This window comes from Brevundimonas sp. (assembly GCF_046299535.1).
Lineage (GTDB): Bacteria > Pseudomonadota > Alphaproteobacteria > Caulobacterales > Caulobacteraceae > Brevundimonas.
The window spans coordinates 260834-276847 of the sequence record NZ_JBKBIB010000003.1 but is presented as its reverse complement, the minus strand read 5'-3'; the positions used below and the strand labels follow the sequence as shown (position 1 = coordinate 276847).

15 protein-coding genes are annotated in these 16014 nt (G+C 67.2%); 7 read left to right on the top strand and 8 right to left on the bottom strand.

Annotated elements, in window-relative coordinates:
* Positions 1-1034: OmpA family protein (locus ACK4FB_RS04150; RefSeq protein ID WP_409748127.1), on the bottom strand; the 1034-nt coding region annotated here is incomplete at its 3' end.
* A gap of 276 nt (positions 1035-1310) precedes the next feature.
* Here ACK4FB_RS04150 and ACK4FB_RS04145 point away from each other — a divergent pair.
* The 3 genes from ACK4FB_RS04145 (at position 1311) to cysN (ending at position 5465) form a co-directional block, all read left to right on the top strand.
* Complete coding sequence (locus tag ACK4FB_RS04145; RefSeq protein WP_409748125.1) at positions 1311-2471, top strand: DegT/DnrJ/EryC1/StrS family aminotransferase; 1161 nt, start codon at positions 1311-1313, stop codon at positions 2469-2471.
* 106 nt (positions 2472-2577) lie between these two features.
* Entirely contained in the window at positions 2578-3537 is a 960-nt protein-coding gene (cysD, locus tag ACK4FB_RS04140) for a sulfate adenylyltransferase subunit CysD (RefSeq protein ID WP_409748123.1), read from the top strand.
* The gene (cysN, locus tag ACK4FB_RS04135; protein WP_409748121.1) at positions 3537-5465 is read left to right on the top strand and encodes a sulfate adenylyltransferase subunit CysN; all 1929 of its coding nucleotides are present in this window, start codon (positions 3537-3539) and stop codon (positions 5463-5465) included. The genes cysD and cysN overlap by 1 nt, the downstream gene beginning before the upstream one ends.
* 51 nt (positions 5466-5516) lie before the next feature.
* Here the strand turns inward: cysN and ACK4FB_RS04130 are convergent, their stop codons facing one another.
* Positions 5517-6050, bottom strand: coding sequence for an SRPBCC family protein (locus ACK4FB_RS04130; protein ID WP_409748119.1), 534 nt, complete (start codon positions 6048-6050; stop codon positions 5517-5519).
* On the bottom strand, positions 6047-6406 hold the full coding sequence (locus ACK4FB_RS04125; protein WP_409748117.1) for an ArsR/SmtB family transcription factor: 360 nt from the start codon (positions 6404-6406) through the stop codon (positions 6047-6049). Before ACK4FB_RS04125 ends, ACK4FB_RS04130 begins: the two co-directional genes overlap by 4 nt.
* Before the next feature lie 113 nt (positions 6407-6519).
* Here ACK4FB_RS04125 and ACK4FB_RS04120 point away from each other — a divergent pair, with 113 nt between their 5' ends.
* Both ACK4FB_RS04120 and mmcB read left to right on the top strand, forming a co-directional pair.
* Positions 6520-7044: a lipocalin family protein gene (locus tag ACK4FB_RS04120; RefSeq protein WP_409748115.1), complete on the top strand. Its 525-nt coding sequence runs from the start codon at positions 6520-6522 to the stop codon at positions 7042-7044.
* A gap of 42 nt (positions 7045-7086) precedes the next feature.
* The gene (mmcB, locus tag ACK4FB_RS04115; RefSeq protein ID WP_409748113.1) at positions 7087-7533 is read left to right on the top strand and encodes a DNA repair putative endonuclease MmcB; all 447 of its coding nucleotides are present in this window, start codon (positions 7087-7089) and stop codon (positions 7531-7533) included.
* A gap of 2 nt (positions 7534-7535) precedes the next feature.
* Here the strand turns inward: mmcB and ACK4FB_RS04110 are convergent, their stop codons facing one another.
* Together ACK4FB_RS04110 and ACK4FB_RS04105 are read right to left on the bottom strand one after the other, a co-directional pair.
* Positions 7536-8093, bottom strand: a complete 558-nt coding sequence (locus ACK4FB_RS04110) for an ActR/PrrA/RegA family redox response regulator transcription factor (protein ID WP_409691659.1) — start codon at positions 8091-8093, stop codon at positions 7536-7538.
* A gap of 48 nt (positions 8094-8141) precedes the next feature.
* Positions 8142-9518 carry an ActS/PrrB/RegB family redox-sensitive histidine kinase gene (locus ACK4FB_RS04105; RefSeq protein ID WP_409748111.1) on the bottom strand — a complete coding sequence of 459 codons (1377 nt, stop codon included), beginning with the start codon at positions 9516-9518 and terminating at the stop codon, positions 8142-8144.
* Between the two features lie 53 nt (positions 9519-9571).
* On the opposite strand from ACK4FB_RS04105, the gene ACK4FB_RS04100 reads away from it, so the two are divergent.
* Positions 9572-10183 (top strand): SCO family protein, encoded by a 612-nt coding sequence (locus tag ACK4FB_RS04100; RefSeq protein ID WP_409748109.1) that lies wholly within the window; start codon positions 9572-9574, stop codon positions 10181-10183.
* Positions 10184-10309: 126 nt separating this feature from the next.
* On the opposite strand, the gene pheT is transcribed toward ACK4FB_RS04100, so the two are convergent.
* From pheT to pheS, 3 genes are read right to left on the bottom strand one after another with little or no spacing between them, the layout of a single operon-like run.
* Positions 10310-12727 carry a phenylalanine--tRNA ligase subunit beta gene (gene pheT, locus ACK4FB_RS04095; protein WP_409748107.1) on the bottom strand — a complete coding sequence of 806 codons (2418 nt, stop codon included), beginning with the start codon at positions 12725-12727 and terminating at the stop codon, positions 10310-10312.
* Positions 12724-13116: a hypothetical protein gene (locus tag ACK4FB_RS04090; RefSeq protein WP_409748105.1), complete on the bottom strand. Its 393-nt coding sequence runs from the start codon at positions 13114-13116 to the stop codon at positions 12724-12726. Before ACK4FB_RS04090 ends, pheT begins: the two co-directional genes overlap by 4 nt.
* 9 nt (positions 13117-13125) lie before the next feature.
* Positions 13126-14202 (bottom strand): phenylalanine--tRNA ligase subunit alpha, encoded by a 1077-nt coding sequence (gene pheS / locus ACK4FB_RS04085; RefSeq protein ID WP_409748103.1) that lies wholly within the window; start codon positions 14200-14202, stop codon positions 13126-13128.
* Between the two features lie 210 nt (positions 14203-14412).
* Between pheS and ACK4FB_RS04080 the strand changes: the two genes are divergently transcribed.
* Positions 14413-16011 carry an ATP-binding protein gene (locus tag ACK4FB_RS04080; RefSeq protein ID WP_409748101.1) on the top strand — a complete coding sequence of 533 codons (1599 nt, stop codon included), beginning with the start codon at positions 14413-14415 and terminating at the stop codon, positions 16009-16011.
* Positions 16012-16014 lie beyond the last annotated feature (3 nt).

Genomic DNA, 16014 nt, shown 5'->3' with positions numbered 1-16014 from the left:
AGGGCGTCAGCCACGGTGCGGGCCCGGCGCTGGGACAGACCCATGTTGTACTGGGCCGAACCCGAGGTGTCGGTGTGACCGACGATCAGGACGCGGGTCGGGCTGCCCGAGCGGGCGTGGTTGGCCGCGGCGGTCACCACGTTGCGCGCTTCGGCGGTCAGGTCCGAGCGATCCCAGTCGAAGTAGACCACGAACTGCTCGGCCGTCGGCGCCGGAGCGGGCGGCGGAGGCGGAGGCGGCGGGGGAGGCGGCGGCGGGGGAGGCGGCGGCGGCGGCGGGGGGGGAGGCGGCGGAGGCGCCGCGACCGGACCGAACGCATAGCGCAGACCCACGGTCAGGGTGTGGCTGAAGTCGTAGTCGCCTTCGAAGCGGCCCAGCGCGGGGGCGTTAAAGGTGGAGGTGTCCCAGGCTGCGTCGCCGGTCAGGTAACGGTAGGTCAGGTCGACATTCGCACGGTCGCCCAAGGCCCAGGCCACGCCCGCCAGGGCCTGGAAGGCCATCTCGATGTTGTCGTCATCCGCACCCAGCGAGGCGGCGCGGTTTCCTCGCAGATCACCTTCGGTGTCGATGGTGATCCGGTTGGCGCCGACGCCGACGCCCAGGAACGGCCGGGCGGCCCAGTCCGGGGAACCAAAATCATGAATGATGTTCATGAACACGGTTGTGGAGTCGATATCGCCTTCAGGCGAATGGCAGGGACCGGTCGCGGGAGTGTAGTTGCAAAGCCCGGAGGGGACCGCGTCACTGGCCCGACGCACGCGTCCGATGTCGCCATCACGGTGGCCAGCTTCGACTTCAATACGCCAGTTCGGGTTCAGGCGGTAGCCGATCCGCGCAAAGTACGCGAAACCGGGATTCACTTCCCAGTTCCATGCGGGTCCGGCGTCGGAGCGCATGTTCAGGTCGTTCTCAAGGAAGTGACCGCCCAGGTCGATCGCTCCGTACCAACCATCCGGTTCCGCCGACGCGCTGGTCGCCGCAAACGCGAGCGCAGCAGCGGCGCCCGTGGCCATCATAATATTCTTCAAGCGCATGGGTGCTAGCCCTCTCCGCAGTTTCCTCGGCGGTCCTGCCGCCCCGATTTGGTCATAACAGCCCTGATAGGGGAGGTCGATACCGGCAAGCCCAAGGGGGCGCCGCAGGGCGAAAACCGTGGCCGTAATGCGACAGAAAGTTGCGTCGGCAGGGGTCGGACACCCCAATTGTGCGTTAATGAAGCGACATCAATGGTGAGGCCCTCGACGCTTTACCCGCCGGACGCGGGAGCCTTATGACGAAACTGACCTATCACGGATAATCAGGACCGCCCCATGAGCATCGCTTTCATAGACCTCCAGGCCCAGCGAGCGCGGATCGCGGACCGAATCGACGCTGCGGTGCTCAAGGTCATCGCCGGCGGCGCCTATGTGATGGGCCCTGATGTTCGGACGTTCGAGCAGCAGCTGGCTGATTTCGGCCAGGCGAGGCATGCCGTATCCTGCGCCAACGGCACCGACGCCCTCGCCCTGCCGCTGATGGCGTGGGGTATCGGGCCGGGCGACGCGGTCTTCTGCCCTTCCTTCACCTTCGCCGCCACGGCCGAGATTGTTCCCTGGTTCCAGGCCACGCCGGTCTTCGTCGATATCGACCCCCTGACCTACAATATGGATCCGGCTCATCTTGAGGCCGCGATCAAGGCCGTGAAGGCCGAGGGCAAGCTTGTCCCCCGGGTGATCATCGCCGTGGACCTGTTCGGCCAGCCTGCGGACTATCCTCGCATCGCCGAGATCGCCCGCCGCCACGGGTTGAAACTGATCGCCGACACCGCCCAGGGCTTCGGCTGCACACTGCACGGAAAACACCCTGTTTCCTGGGCCGACGCGGCGACGACCAGCTTTTTCCCGGCCAAGCCGCTGGGCTGCTACGGCGACGGCGGCGCGGTGCTGACAAACGATGACGATCTCGTCCAGTTGCTGGATTCCCTGCGTGTGCATGGAAAGGCCGTGGCCCGGGACCTTGAGGGACGCGCCTTCGAACACGATCCCAAGTATCTCAACATGCGCGTGGGCATGAACTCGCGTCTGGACACCATCCAGGCGGCCATTCTCATCGAGAAGCTGGCCATCTTCGCCGACGAGATCGAGCGGAGAAACCAGATCGCCGGGCGATACAGTCGTCTGCTGGGCCCTCACGTGGCCTCGGCGCCTGCTGTCATGGACGGCGGCGTTTCTGTCTGGGCCCAATACACGATCGAACACGACGACCGGGACGGTCTGGCGGCTCACCTCAAGGCGCAAGGCGTGCCCACGGCGGTCTATTATCCCATCCCGATGCATCGCCAGCCGGCCTATGCGGAGTATCCCACGGGGCCGGGGGGACTGCCGGTCACCGACGCCAAGGCCGAACGGGTCATCAGCCTTCCCATGCACGCCTGGCTGGACGAGGAGACCCAGGACCGGATCGTGGCGGCGGTGGCGAGTTACAGCGGCTGAGCTTGGCCTTGGGGCTGAGCTATAGGCCAGGGTCAGAAAATATCGGCCGCATTCGCAATGCTCGGGGGTTAAGTCCCGGTTCCGTTCGTCCCCCCGGGCGATATGTATGCGACGTGCGCCGCCAAGTTTTCGCCAGGAGGCGACCCTGACCACAGCCTTGCCAGCTCATCGCCTGACCCACCTTGACCGGCTGGAGGCGGAAAGCATTCACATCATCCGCGAGGTCGCGGCCGAGATCGCGCGGCCGGTAATGCTTTACTCTGTGGGCAAGGATTCAGCGGTGATGCTGCATCTGGCGCGCAAGGCGTTCTATCCGGCGCCGCCGCCCTTCCCGCTGCTCCATGTGGATACGACCTGGAAGTTCCGGGACATGTACGCCTTGCGTGACCGTATGGCCGCCGAGTCCGGCATGGAACTGCTGGTCTTCCGCAATCCCGACGCCGAAGCCCGGGGCATCAACCCGTTCGACCACGGGGCGACCGTTCATACCGACCTCTGGAAGACCGAGGGGCTGAAGTTGGCCCTGGATCAGTACGGCTTCGACGCAGCCTTCGGCGGCGCCCGCCGAGACGAGGAAAAGAGCCGGGCCAAGGAGCGGGTGTTCTCGTTCCGCAACGCGGGCCACCGGTGGGATCCCAGGGCGCAGCGGCCCGAGCTGTGGAGCCTTTACAACACGCGTGTGAACGCGGGGGAATCCATTCGCGTCTTCCCCATCTCCAACTGGACAGAGCTGGACGTGTGGCAATACATCATGCGCGAGTCGATCCCCGTCGCGCCGCTGTATTTCGCCGCAGAACGCCCCGTGGTGGAGCGGGACGGCGCCCTCATCATGGTGGATGACGACAGGATGCCCCTGCGCCCCGGTGAGACGCCGGAAATGGCCAGGGTCCGGTTCCGCACCCTGGGCTGCTATCCCCTGACCGGCGCGGTCCGGTCCGAGGCGTCAACCCTGGCGGAAGTGGTTCAGGAGATGCTGTTGACCACCACGTCCGAACGCCAGGGGCGGGCCATCGATCATGACCAGACCGCCTCCATGGAGAAGAAGAAGCAGGAGGGCTATTTCTGATGGCTCCCGCCACAAAGCCCCGATACCGCCCTGCGGACCTGGCGGCCGAGGACATCGACGCCTTTCTGGCCGAGCATGAATCGAAGAGCTTGCTGCGCTTCATCACCTGCGGCTCGGTGGACGATGGCAAGTCCACCCTGATCGGTCGCCTGCTCTATGACTCCCGCATGGTCTTCGACGACCAGATGACGGCGCTGGAAGCGGACTCGAAAAAAGTGGGAACCCAGGGCGGCGCCCTGGACTTCGCCCTGCTGGTAGACGGTCTGGCCGCCGAGCGCGAACAGGGCATCACCATCGATGTTGCGTACCGGTTCTTCGCCACAGCCAGGCGGAAGTTCATCGTCGCCGATACCCCCGGTCACGAGCAGTACACCCGCAACATGGTCACCGGCGCCTCCACAGCCGATCTGGCGGTGGTGCTGATCGACGCCCGCAAGGGCGTGCTGACCCAGACGCGCCGGCACAGCTATCTGGTCTCGCTGCTCGGCATCCGGCACGTGGTGCTGGCCGTGAACAAGATGGATCTGGTGGGCTGGTCGCGCGAGGTCTTTGACGAGATCGTCGCCGATTACCGGGCCTTCGCCGGGAAACTGGGCATTCAGGACGTGCTGTGCATTCCGATCTCGGGCCTGATGGGCGACAACATCACAGGCACGAGCGAGCACACGCCCTGGTACGACGGCCCGTCCCTGATCGAGCATCTGGAGACGGTGGAAGTGGACGATGAGCGGCTGGCCCGCAGGCCGTTCCGTATGCCGGTGCAGTGGGTGAACCGCCCGAACCTGAACTTCCGGGGATTCGCCGGCCAGATCGCTTCCGGCGTGGTGAAGCCGGGCGATTCCGTGCGCGTCTTGCCATCGGGCCGCACCACCCGCGTCTCGCGCATTGTCACCCTTGGCGGTGATCTGGATAAGGCGACGGCGGGCCAGTCTGTCACCCTGACTCTGGATGATGAGGTGGATGTATCGCGCGGCGACGTCCTCGCCGCAGCGGACGCGCCGCCGGAAACCTCGGACCAGTTCGAGACGACCATCGTGTGGATGGCCGAGGATGAACTGCTGGCGGGGCGCTCCTACTGGCTCAAGATCGGCTCCCGCACCGTGTCCGCCCAGATCACCGGGATCAAGCACCGCGTGGACGTGAACAGCCTGCAGGAGAGCGCCGCCAAGACCGTGAATCTGAACGAGATCGCGATCTGCAATGTGTCGTTGTCCCAGCCGGTGGCCTTCGAGCCCTACGAGATCGACCGGGGCCTGGGCGGCTTTATCCTGATGGACCGCATCACCAACGCAACGGTGGGTGCGGGCATGATCCGCTTCGCCCTGCGCCGGTCCCACAACATCCACTGGCAGGCGCTGGACGTGACGCGGGAGTCCCGCGCCGCCGCCAAGGGCCAGAAGCCGGCGGTGGTCTGGTTCACCGGCCTGTCCGGGTCGGGCAAGTCCACCATCGCCAATCTGGTGGAGAAGCGTCTGCACGCCGAGGGCCGCCATGCCTGCATCCTGGACGGCGACAATGTCCGCCACGGCCTGAACCGCGACCTGGGCTTCACCGAGGCGGATCGCGTCGAGAACATCCGTCGGGTCGCCGAGGTGGCGCGCCTGATGACCGATGCGGGCCTGATCGTGCTGGTGTCCTTCATCTCCCCCTTCAGGGCCGAGCGGCGTCTGGCGCGCGAGCGGATGGCGGAGGGCGAGTTCATCGAGGTCTTCATCGATACGCCGCTGGCCGAAGTGGAGGCCCGCGATCCCAAGGGCCTCTACGCCAAGGCCCGGCGCGGCGAACTCAAGAACTTCACCGGCATCGACAGCCCCTATGAGCCGCCCGAGAACGCCGAAATCCGCGTCGACACCACGGTCATGAGCCCGGAACAGGCTTGCGAGGCGATCATCGCCGCCCTGAAGGACAGCGGTCGCCTGACGGGCTGACCGGCCGTTCCTCCCGACCGCCCGGGAGCGGTCGAGAGGGTCTCACCTTCGTCAGGCCGGAATGCGTTGTTCGTACTGGGCCCTCAACGCCGTCCAGTGGTCCCAGAAGGGCCCGGGCGCGCCGTCGCCCAGGCGTCCCGCCAATACATCGAGATGGGCGTGCCATCCGGCGCTCACGTTCACCAGAACCGAGCGGTCCGGCGCACGCTTGTGGGTGATGGTCAGCATGACCTCGTCCCCCATGGGCTCAAGATCGAAGATGACCCCGGCGGACGCGCCCCATTCGATGCCGAGGCGCTGAAGAGGGACCAGTTCGGTGATCCGGCTGGCCAGGGTGTGGCGGCCGTCGAAGCCTTCGGGCGGACGCCCGGGAGGATCCGTCAGTTCATTGTTTCGCCATTCCAGTTCAAAGGCCGAGCCGACCTTCATCTCCATGTCGCCGGATGCGAGCCACTGGCGGCGCAGTTCGCTCTCGGTCAGGTAGGCCCACACCCGGTCGACGGGACCGGGCAGGAGACGCTGGATTCTCAGGGTCGTCGGTTCGATCAGATCGGCATAGGCGTCGAGGGTGGCTGTGTCGCTCATTGGTCGTCTCCTTGCTTGGGGGTTTTGACGGCGGGGTCGCGGAGGATCCGCTCCAGGTCATCCAGTCGCGCGGTCCAGAAGCGCTCGTAGACGCCCAGCCATTGGTGGGCGTCGGCGAGGGGGCCGGGGTCAAGCCGGCACAGATGCACGCGGCCCAGGACCTCGCGCCGGATCAGGCCGGCGGTCTCCAGCGTCCTGATGTGCTTGGAAGCGGCGGCCAGTGAGATGGGATAGGGCGCGGCGAGCTGGCTTACTGTCCGCTCGCCCACGGCGAGATCAGCCAGCATGCCGCGCCGTGTAGGGTCGCTGAGCGCGTGAAACACGCCATTGAGTTCGGGAAAATTATGTTCAACCATGTGGTTGAGAATGCGCGGCTGTCAGGAAAAGTCAACCGATTGGTTTATTGTTTGCTTGAAACCGGCCCCCCTGACGGCTCGTAGCTCTGCACGACATGAGAGGGAGCTCGTTCATGAAGATCACACCGGCCATTGCTGCGCTTGTTGTGGCGACGAACCTGATGTGGCCTCAAACCGCTTCAACCCAGGTCGCGGACCTTGATCTGGATCGGTTCTCGGGCCGCTGGTACGAGATCGCCCGCAACCCCAACCGGTTTCAGCGAGACTGTACGCGTTTGTCTGTGGATTTCACCGGTCAGGATCAGCCGGGCCGATATCGCGTGGTCCACACCTGCGTCCGCCGCGCCGACGGCAATCAGGAGACGCTGACCGCCAATGCTCGGGTGACGGATGCCAATGCCAAATTCCGCATGTCTCTGGCCGGAATCCCATCGTTTGGCGGCCTCGCCAGCCAGAGCTACTGGGTCTGGCACCGCGCGCCGGACTACAGCTGGGCCATCATGGGACTGCCGGACAAGAGCCATTTCTGGATCTGGTCGAGGCGGGAAAACCCCTCGGCTGATGTGCGTCTTGCGGCGCTGGCCCGCGCCCGCGCCCTGGGCTTCGACACTTCCGAGGTGATCAGCACGCCCGGCTGATGACGTCTTGACGACTGGAACACATGCGGAACATATGGCGGCATGCCCGCCGCCGCCGTCCATATCGAGCTGGTCTTCAGCCGGCCCGAGACCACCCAGTCCGTGACGCGGGGCGCCGCGCGGCTGATGGCGGACATGGGCTATGCGCCCCTGCTTGAGGTCTGCCTGCCCAATGGTCGCCGGGCCGACGTCATGGCGCTTGGCCCGCGCGGCGAGATCGCCATCTGCGAGGTGAAGTCCGGCGTCGAGGATTACCGGGTGGACCGCAAATGGCACGAATACGCGCCCTTCTGCGACGCCTTCTATTTCGCCGTTTCGCCGGAGTTTCCCGATGGAATCCTGCCCGAGCAACCCGGCCTGATCGTTGCCGACAGCTTCGGCGGCGCGGTGGTGCGCGAGGCGCCAATAGCGACTTTGGCCGGGGCGCGGCGCAAGGCTCTCACGCTGGCGTTCGCCCGGTTGGGCGCGATGAGAAGCCTCAGGGACTAACCCTACCTCGGCGCGCGCTTGGCCAGGATCCGCTGCAGCGTCCGGCGGTGCATGCCCAGCCGGCGGGCGGTTTCCGAGACGTTGTGGTCGCACAGCTCATAGACCCGCTGGATGTGTTCCCAGCGGACCCGGTCGGCGGACATGGGATTGTCGGGGGGCTCGGGCGCGTCGCCTTCCTCGCTCATCAGGGCCTTGACCACATCGTCGGCGTCGGCGGGCTTGGACAGATAGTCCACGGCCCCCGCCTTGACCGCCGCCACGGCGGTGGCGATGGCGCCATAGCCGGTCAGCATGACCATGCGGGCGTCGTCGCGGCGGGCGCGGATGGCCTCGACGATTTTCAGGCCGTTCCCGTCCTCCAGCCGCATATCCAGCACCGCGAACGCGGGCAGACCGGCTCGCAGGGCGTCCTGCGCCTCGGCGATGGAACTGGCGGTCGTCACCTCGAAGCCACGCGACTCCAGCGCCCGGCCAAGGCGTGTCCTCAGCGCCTGGTCGTCATCCAGCAGCAGCAGGGACTTGTCCTCAAGGGCGGCGATGCGGTCTTCCAGACTGGCCATGATTCTAGATACTCCCTGTTCTTCAAGTCGGATGCTGGGCGGCCAAGGTCAAGACGGATCGGCTTCCAGCGCCGCGCGGGGCCAGCGCACCGTGACCCGCGCGCCGCCCGTTTCGCCGGTTCCCGCAGATACCCGGGCGCCGGTCCGCTCCAGCAGGGTCCGGGCGATGAAAAAACCCAGCCCCATGCCGCCGCCCATGCCGGCGCCCGCCGCCTGCTTGCCCTTGCGCGATCGGCCCAGCGGCCGGCTGGTCACATAGGGTTCGCCCAGACGGGCCAGGATTTCCGGCGAGAAACCGGGGCCGTCGTCGGCGACGATCACCTCAACGTGGCGGGCGTCGACCCGAGCGATCACCTCCACCCGTTCGGCTGCGAAATCGGCGGCGTTCTCAACGATGGCTGACAGGCCGTGGACGATTTCCGGCAGGCGGCGCACGTGAGGAGCATCGGTCTCCGCCACCCCCTCGATGCGGCAATCCATGTCCAGATCGATGCCCCGGTGGGGCTGGACCACCTCCTCCAGAAGGGCCTTCAGGCCGACCTCGGCGTAAATGGCGTCGCCGTCCTCGGGGCGTTGCGACAGCCGCTTCAGGATCTCCCGGCAGCGGTCGGCCTGCTGGATCAGCAGACGCGCATCCTCGGCCACGGCGGGATCACCCGATTTTCGGCTTGCGGCGCGCAGCATCTCCTTGGCCACCACCTGGATGGTGGCCAGCGGCGTGCCCAGTTCGTGGGCGGCGGCGGCGGCCAGCCCGCCCAGAGCCGCCAGCCGTTGCTCGCGCTCCAGCACCTGCTGGGTCGCCGCCAGCGCCAGCGCCAGACGGTCGGCGTCCTCCGCCACGCGCCAGGCGTAGCCGGCGGTGAAGATCACGCCAACGCCCACGGCCAGTCCCATGCCCACCTTGTAGAGCGGCGGCAGGCTCAGGGTCGTGCCCTCGCTCCACGGCAGCGGCATGGACCACAGGAACAGCGCCATGGTGCACAGCAGGGCCAGCCCCCCCAGCATCATGGCGTTACGCGACGGCAGGGCAGCGGCGGCGACGGTCACCGGGGCCACCAGCAGCAGACAGAACGGATTCTCCAGCCCGCCCGTCAGACCCAGAAGCACCGCCAACTGGACGATGTCGAAGCCCAGCTGGGCGGTGGTTTCCCGCCCGGCCGAGCGGCGGCCTTCAATGGTCTGGAGCCGCGCCATGGCGGTCATGTTCATCAGGGCGCTGGCCAGGATCACCACCAGACAGGCGCCGATGGGCAGGCCCAGGTCCAGCACCAGAGAGGCGGTCAGCACCGCCACCGTCTGGCCGGCCACCGCCAGCCAGCGCAGGATGATCAGGGTGCGCAGCTCCAGCCCGCGCACCAGCCGCGGCAGGGCGGCGGCGTCCGGCGGGTCGGGCTGCGGCGACGGGTCGGCTTGGGACTGGCTCACCTCCCCTCTATAGACCGGGGCACAGCCTTCGTCTCGTCAGGAGCCCACGCATAATGCCGCGCAAGTCCATCCTTCTGTTCGCCGGCGCCTGCATCGCCATCGCCGCGGCCCTGGCGGTCGTCACGGTGGTGGTGGTGAACGGCCGCCAGCAATCTGAAGCCGTTTCCACCGGTCAGGCCGATGTGGGCGGGCCGTTCCAATTGGTGGATCAGACGGGCCAGGCCGTGGATGAATCGATGCTGGAGGGGCAATGGACCGCCGTCTTCTTCGGCTTCACCCGCTGCCCGGACTATTGCCCGACCACCCTGCAGTCGCTGAAGGCGACCCGGGCGGCCATGGGCGAGCGGGGGGACGATCTGGAGATCGTGTTCATCTCGGTGGACCCGGAACGGGACACGCCGGAATTCCTGGGCGATTATCTCCAGACCAGCAGCTTTCCCGAAGGCGTCACCGGTCTGACCGGCACGCCCGAGCAGGTGGCCCAGGCCGCGCGGGCCTATCGCGCCTTCTTCGAGAAGGTGGGGGACGGGCCCGGGTACACCATGAACCACACCCTGACGGTCTATCTGATGGGGCCGGATGGCCAGTTCCGCCGCGCCCTGACCCATGACCTGGCGCCGGACGACGCGGCGGCCGTCATCCTGAACGCCATGGACCGGGGCTGATCGGGTTCGGAGTCTGCTGCGTGCACGGTGCAATCAGTGCAATTGGTGCAATCCCCGCCCGTCGTGGCCCAGTACGAAAGTGCACGGTCTAATTAGTGCAATTGGTGCACTTTCCGCCTGACGCCCTCAGCTCCTGAGGTTCGCCCCGAGCTTCGCCGCGGCCGCCACCACCCTGGCGGACAGGGCCTCGATGTCCTTGTCGGTCAGGGTCGTTTCGCGGGGCTGGATGACAACCTCAATGGCCACGGACTTGTGGCCCTCGCCGACACCCTGGCCACGATAGACGTCGAACACGCGCACATCCTGGATCAGGGTCTTGTCGGCGCCGGCCACCGCGCGGGTCAGGTCGCCCGCCGCCACGGCCTCGTCCACCACGAAGGCGAAATCCCGGGTCAGGCGCATCAGCGCCGGAAGATCGGCCGGGCCGCGGGACTTGCCCGTCGTCTTCGCGGCGCGCGGCTCGGGTACGGACTCCAGCACGATCTCGAAGCCGATCATGGGACCGTCGGCGTCCAGCACCTTGAGCACGCGAGGGTGCAGGGCGCCGAAGTGGGCGATCATGGTCTTCGGGCCCAGTTGCAGACGGGCCGAGCGTCCGGGGTGCCACCACTCGGGGTTCTGGCCCTGAACCAGTTGCATTGAGGCGACCGGGGCGCCCAGTTCATCCAGCAGGGCCAGCAGGTCGGCCTTGAGCATCATCAGGGCGTCCTCGGAGGCGCCCGACCAGTGGCGGGGACCGTGAGGCGCGATCAGGCCGGCGATGACTGTCCGCTGGTCCCCGGGACCGTCGCCCTGATAGATCGGGCCGATCTCGAACAGGGCCACATCCGGATGGCCGCGCGCGGCGTTGCGCGCCGCCGCCTCGATCAGATTGGGAAGGATCGCGGGCCGCATGCAGTCCAGATCCGAGGCGATGGGGTTCTCCAGCACGAGACGCTCATCACCCCCGCCGAACAGGGCGGCCTTGTCCCGGCGGGTGAAGGACCAGGTCAGGGCCTCCGCATAGCCCATGGCGGCCAGCGCCCGGCGGGCGACCCGCACCCGCTTCTGGCGCGTATCCAGCACGCCGGAGGCCGCGCGGGCGACGTCGGGGAGGGGGGTTGTCGGAAGCTGGTCATAGCCGACGATGCGGGCCACTTCCTCCACCAGATCGGCGGGGCCTTCCACATCCCGGCGCCAGGACGGCGGCGTGACGCGCACGGTGACGCCGTGTCCTTCCACCTCGAAACCAAGGCGGCAGAGCACATCGACCACGCCCTCGCGGCCGATGGCCAGACCCGACAGGCGGCAGACCTGTTCGGGGTCGAAGTCGAAAGCGGCGGGCCCGGCGGGCGCCTCGCCGGTCACGGTGATCTCCGACGCCTCACCGCCGCACATGTCCAGAATCAGGCCCGTGGCCAGCTCCAGTCCCGGGACCATGAAGGCCGGGTCCACGCCCCGCGCGAAACGATACTGGGCGTCGGAGTTGATGGTCAGGACCCGCCCGGTCTGGGCCGTCGCCAGGGGGTCGAACCAGGCGCTTTCGATGAAGACGTCGGTGGTCGCCTCGTCGCAGCCGGTGGACTCCCCGCCCATGACGCCGCCCAGACCGATGGGCCGCTCGCCGCCCGCGTCGGCGATGACGCACATGCCTTGCGCCGCCGCGTAGGTCTTGCCGTCCAGCGCGATCAGATGCTCGGGCTCGCCCGACTCTTTCGCCGCCTGGCCGTGACGCGCCACGATCACATCGCCCGACAGCTTGGCCATATCATAGACGTGCAGCGGCCGCGCCCGGTCATGGGTGATCAGATTGGTGACATCCACCAGGGCGTTGATGGGACGCAGACCTATGGCCTTGAGGCGGTCCTGCAGCCACCGGGGAGAGGGGCCGTTCTTCACGCCCCGGATCACGCGTCCTGCGAAGACGGGGCACAGCTCGGGCGCCTCGAGGCGGATGGAGACGGGGCAGGGGAAGGCGCCCTTCACCGGCGCGGGCGTGCGATCGATGAAGCGGCCGATGCCGGTGGCCGCCAGGTCGCGGGCGATGCCTGACACCCCAAGCCAGTCGGGGCGGTTCGGGGTCACCTCGAAATCGATCACCGGCTCGGCGGCGAACACCTCGGCCGCCGGCGTGCCCACGGCCCAGGTTTCGGGCAGGTCCAGAATGCCGTGGTTGTCGCCTGCCTGTTCCAGCTCGGAGGCCGAACACAGCATGCCGTTGGAGATCACGCCGCGTACCGGCTTCTCCACCAGAGTCACGCCCAGGCCGGGCACCCAGGCGCCGATGGGCGCATAGATGGTTACCAGACCCGTCCGCGCATTGGGCGCGCCGCAGACGATTTCCTTGATCCCGTCGACGGTCTCGACCTGGCAGACCTGCAGACGGTCCGCGTTGGGGTGGCGCTCGGCCGAGACGATGCGCGCCACGCTGAACGGCTCCAGGGCGGCGGCGGAATCCAGCACCTTCTCCACCTCCAGCCCGGCCATGGTCATGGCGTCGGCCAGGGCGCTGATGGAGGCGTCGGTTTCAAGATGCTCCTTGAGCCAGGAGAGGGTGAATTTCATGAGCCGCTACCGCCCAGCACCTGAAGGAAGTTGTCGATAAAGGCCGGGCTGCCTGTGAAGCCGACGGCGTAGAAGGAGCACTCGCGGAAGGCGCAATCCTGGAAGGCGATCGCCCCGATCACCTTCTCGGGTCCGACGGGTCTGAGCAGCAGGTTGCGAATGTCGCCTCCCGAGTAACCCATGTCGCAGGCGTCGAAGTTTACCCCGCCTGCAGCCAGAATGACCGCAGGGCCCTCAAGGCGGCAGCGGGTGAACGTCCTGTCCTTGATCACGGCCGAGCCCGCCGACATCGACCTTGCGATCAACTGGGGCAGCCAGATCTGCTGGTCCGTATAGTCAGGACCGTCGCCGAGCGGCGGGAGGGTCATGGGTTGTGCGGTCGCAGTCATGATGAATTCTCAGCTCAAGCCAGAGGCCGCGTTGGGCGCCACGAACGGCGAGAAGCCGTAGTGGGCCAGCCACCGGGTGTCGGCCTCGAACATGGGGCGCAGGTCGGTGATGCCGTATTTCAGCATGGCCAGGCGATCGACCCCCATGCCGAAGGCGAAGCCCTGCCATTCTTCAGGATCGAGGCCGCAATTCCTGAGCACGTTGGGATGCACCATCCCGCAGCCCAGGATCTCCATCCAGTCGTCGCCCTCGTTCAGCTTCAGCGAACCGCCCGAGCGGTCGCAGCGGATGTCCATCTCGGCCGACGGCTCGGTGAAGGGGAAGTGGTGCGGGCGGAACCGGGCGTGGACGCCCGACAGCTCGAAGTAGCGCGCCACGAAGGTTTCCAGCGTCCATTTCAGGTGGCCCATGTGAATGGCGCGGTCGATCACCAGCCCCTCCACCTGATGGAACATGGGGGTGTGCGTGGCGTCGGAATCCTTCCGGAAGGTGCGCCCCGGAGCGATGATGCGGATGGGCGGCTTTTCGCTCATCATGGTGCGTACCTGAACCGGGCTGGTGTGGGTGCGCAGCACCTTTCGCTCGCCGGTTTCCGGATCAGCCTTGAGGAAGAAGGTGTCGTGCAGTTCGCGGGCCGGATGCCTGGGCGGGAAGTTCAGGGCGGTGAAGTTGTGGAAATCGTCCTCGATGTCCGGCCCTTCGGCCACCGCGAAGCCCATTTCGGCGAAGATGGCGATGATCTCGTCCATAGCCTGCATGGTGGGATGCACCCCGCCCTTGCGGCGCGGACGGGCCGACAGGGTCAGATCAATGCGTTCCGCCAGCAGCCGCGCGTCCAGCTCGGCCGCCTCCAGTTCTGCCTTGCGGGAGGCCAGGGCCGCGCTGACCCGGTCGCGCAGACCATTGAGCCGCGGGCCCTGCTCGCGACGCTCGTCCGGGCTCATGGCGCCCATGCCCTTGAGCAGGCCCGATATCGAGCCGGATTTGCCCAGGGCGGCGACGCGGATGTCCTCGAGGCCCGTCACGCTCTCGGCCGCGCCGATGGCGTTGATCAGGTCCAGTTCCAGTTGGTTCAGGTCGGTCATGACCGCGACCCTCTAGCCTTTGAGCGCGCGAGCGTGAACCCCATGCTGCGCGGCCGGTCACCATTTCGGACGTTCCGGTCCAGGCTCTGGGTGAAAAATGATCCGCTTACTGAGCTAACTATATGAACGTGTTGTAAAATCTTCTAAAACGGCAAAGCTGTCATTAATCGCTCCGCGCCTAAGTCGCTCCTCGCTCAGTAGGAGTTGTGCATGGCCCGCATCCGGGATTTTGTCGTGAGCGCCGCCCCCGTCGGGCCGGACGTCAGTGGGTCGATCGTGTTCGAACGGTTCCAGAATGAACCGGACACCCTGGCCATTGCGGTGGTGGACGAAGGGCTGCGGCCGCTGGGGCTGGTGGAGCGCAACGCCTTCACGCTGAAGATGGCCGCCGAGTTCGGCCGCGCCCTTTACGCCCGGCGACCCATCTCGGCTCTTATGGACGCTTCGCCCCTCATTCTGGAGGGCGGGACCGAGGCCGAGGCCCTGTTCCGAACCGTGGACGCCGCGGGACTGGGTGGGCTGCTGTCCGGCTTCATCGTCACCGAGCAGGGTTGCTACGCCGGCGTCGGGTCGGGCGTCCAGGTCCTTCAGGCCGCCGGCGCCCTGGCGCGTCGCCGCGCCGACGAGATGGCGGCCCTGGCCAGCAATCTCTCCCGGGCCGAAGCGGAAGCCCGGGCCTCCAGCCGCGCCAAATCCGAATTCCTGGCCGTCATGAGCCATGAAATTCGCACGCCGCTGAACGGGGTGCTGGGCGTCGCCGCCCTGATGGAGCGTCAACTGGAGCAGGAATCCCTGCGGCCCCATCTGCGCACCATCCTGGACTCGGGCGCCAGCCTGCTGCGCCTGCTGACCGACGCCCTGGACATGTCGCGGGCCGAAGCGGGCATGCTGAGCCTGGAGCCGGCCCCCATGAACCTGACAAATCTGGCCGAGGACCTGCAGGCCCTGTGGCGGGCCCGGGCGGAGGAGAAGGGCCTGACGCTGCTCGTCGCCTGTGAGGCCGGGGACGCGGCGTGGGTCCAGGCGGACGAAACGCGGCTGAAGCAGCTACTGAACAACCTGATCGGCAACGCCATCAAATTCACCCCCGAAGGACGGGTGGAGGCCAGGGTCTCGGCGCACCGTGAGGATGGGCGCGTGACGCTGACCGCCTGTATCGACGACACCGGCCCGGGCGTGCCGCCGGAGCGGGCCCAGACGGTCTTTCAGCCCTTCAACACCGGGGATGCGACGCGACAGGGCGCGGGGGCCGGGCTGGGTCTGGCCATCTGTCGTCAGATCGTGGAGCGCATGGGCGGCCGCATCGCCGCCGAGGCCTCGCCGCTGGGCGGCGCGCGGTTCCGCTTCGAACTCGTGCTTGAGCCGGCGAACCCCGAAACCGGGGTTGCGCGAATGGCTGTCGCGGCCCCGATTCCGCACGACACGCTCCATGTGCTGGTGGCGGACGATCATCCCGCCAACCGGTTCCTCGCCGGCAAACTGCTGGAAATGTTCGGCTGCAGCCACGATGCGGTCGAGAACGGCGCAGAGGCGGTCGAGGCCGTGCGGACCCGCGCCTACGACCTGATCCTCATGGACATCAAGATGCCGATTATGGACGGGGTGGCCGCGACCCGCGCCATTCGCGGGCTGGACGGCGCGCAAGCCGTGCTGCCGATCCTGGCGCTGACCGCCAACGCTGATGAGCGAGACGCGGCCGCCTATCTCGCCGCCGGCATGGACGGCGTGGTTCAGAAGCCGGTTCAGCCCGACGTCCTGCTCAACGCCATTCGCCGCGCCGTGGGCGCCAGGATGCAGGCGGCGGCCTGAACG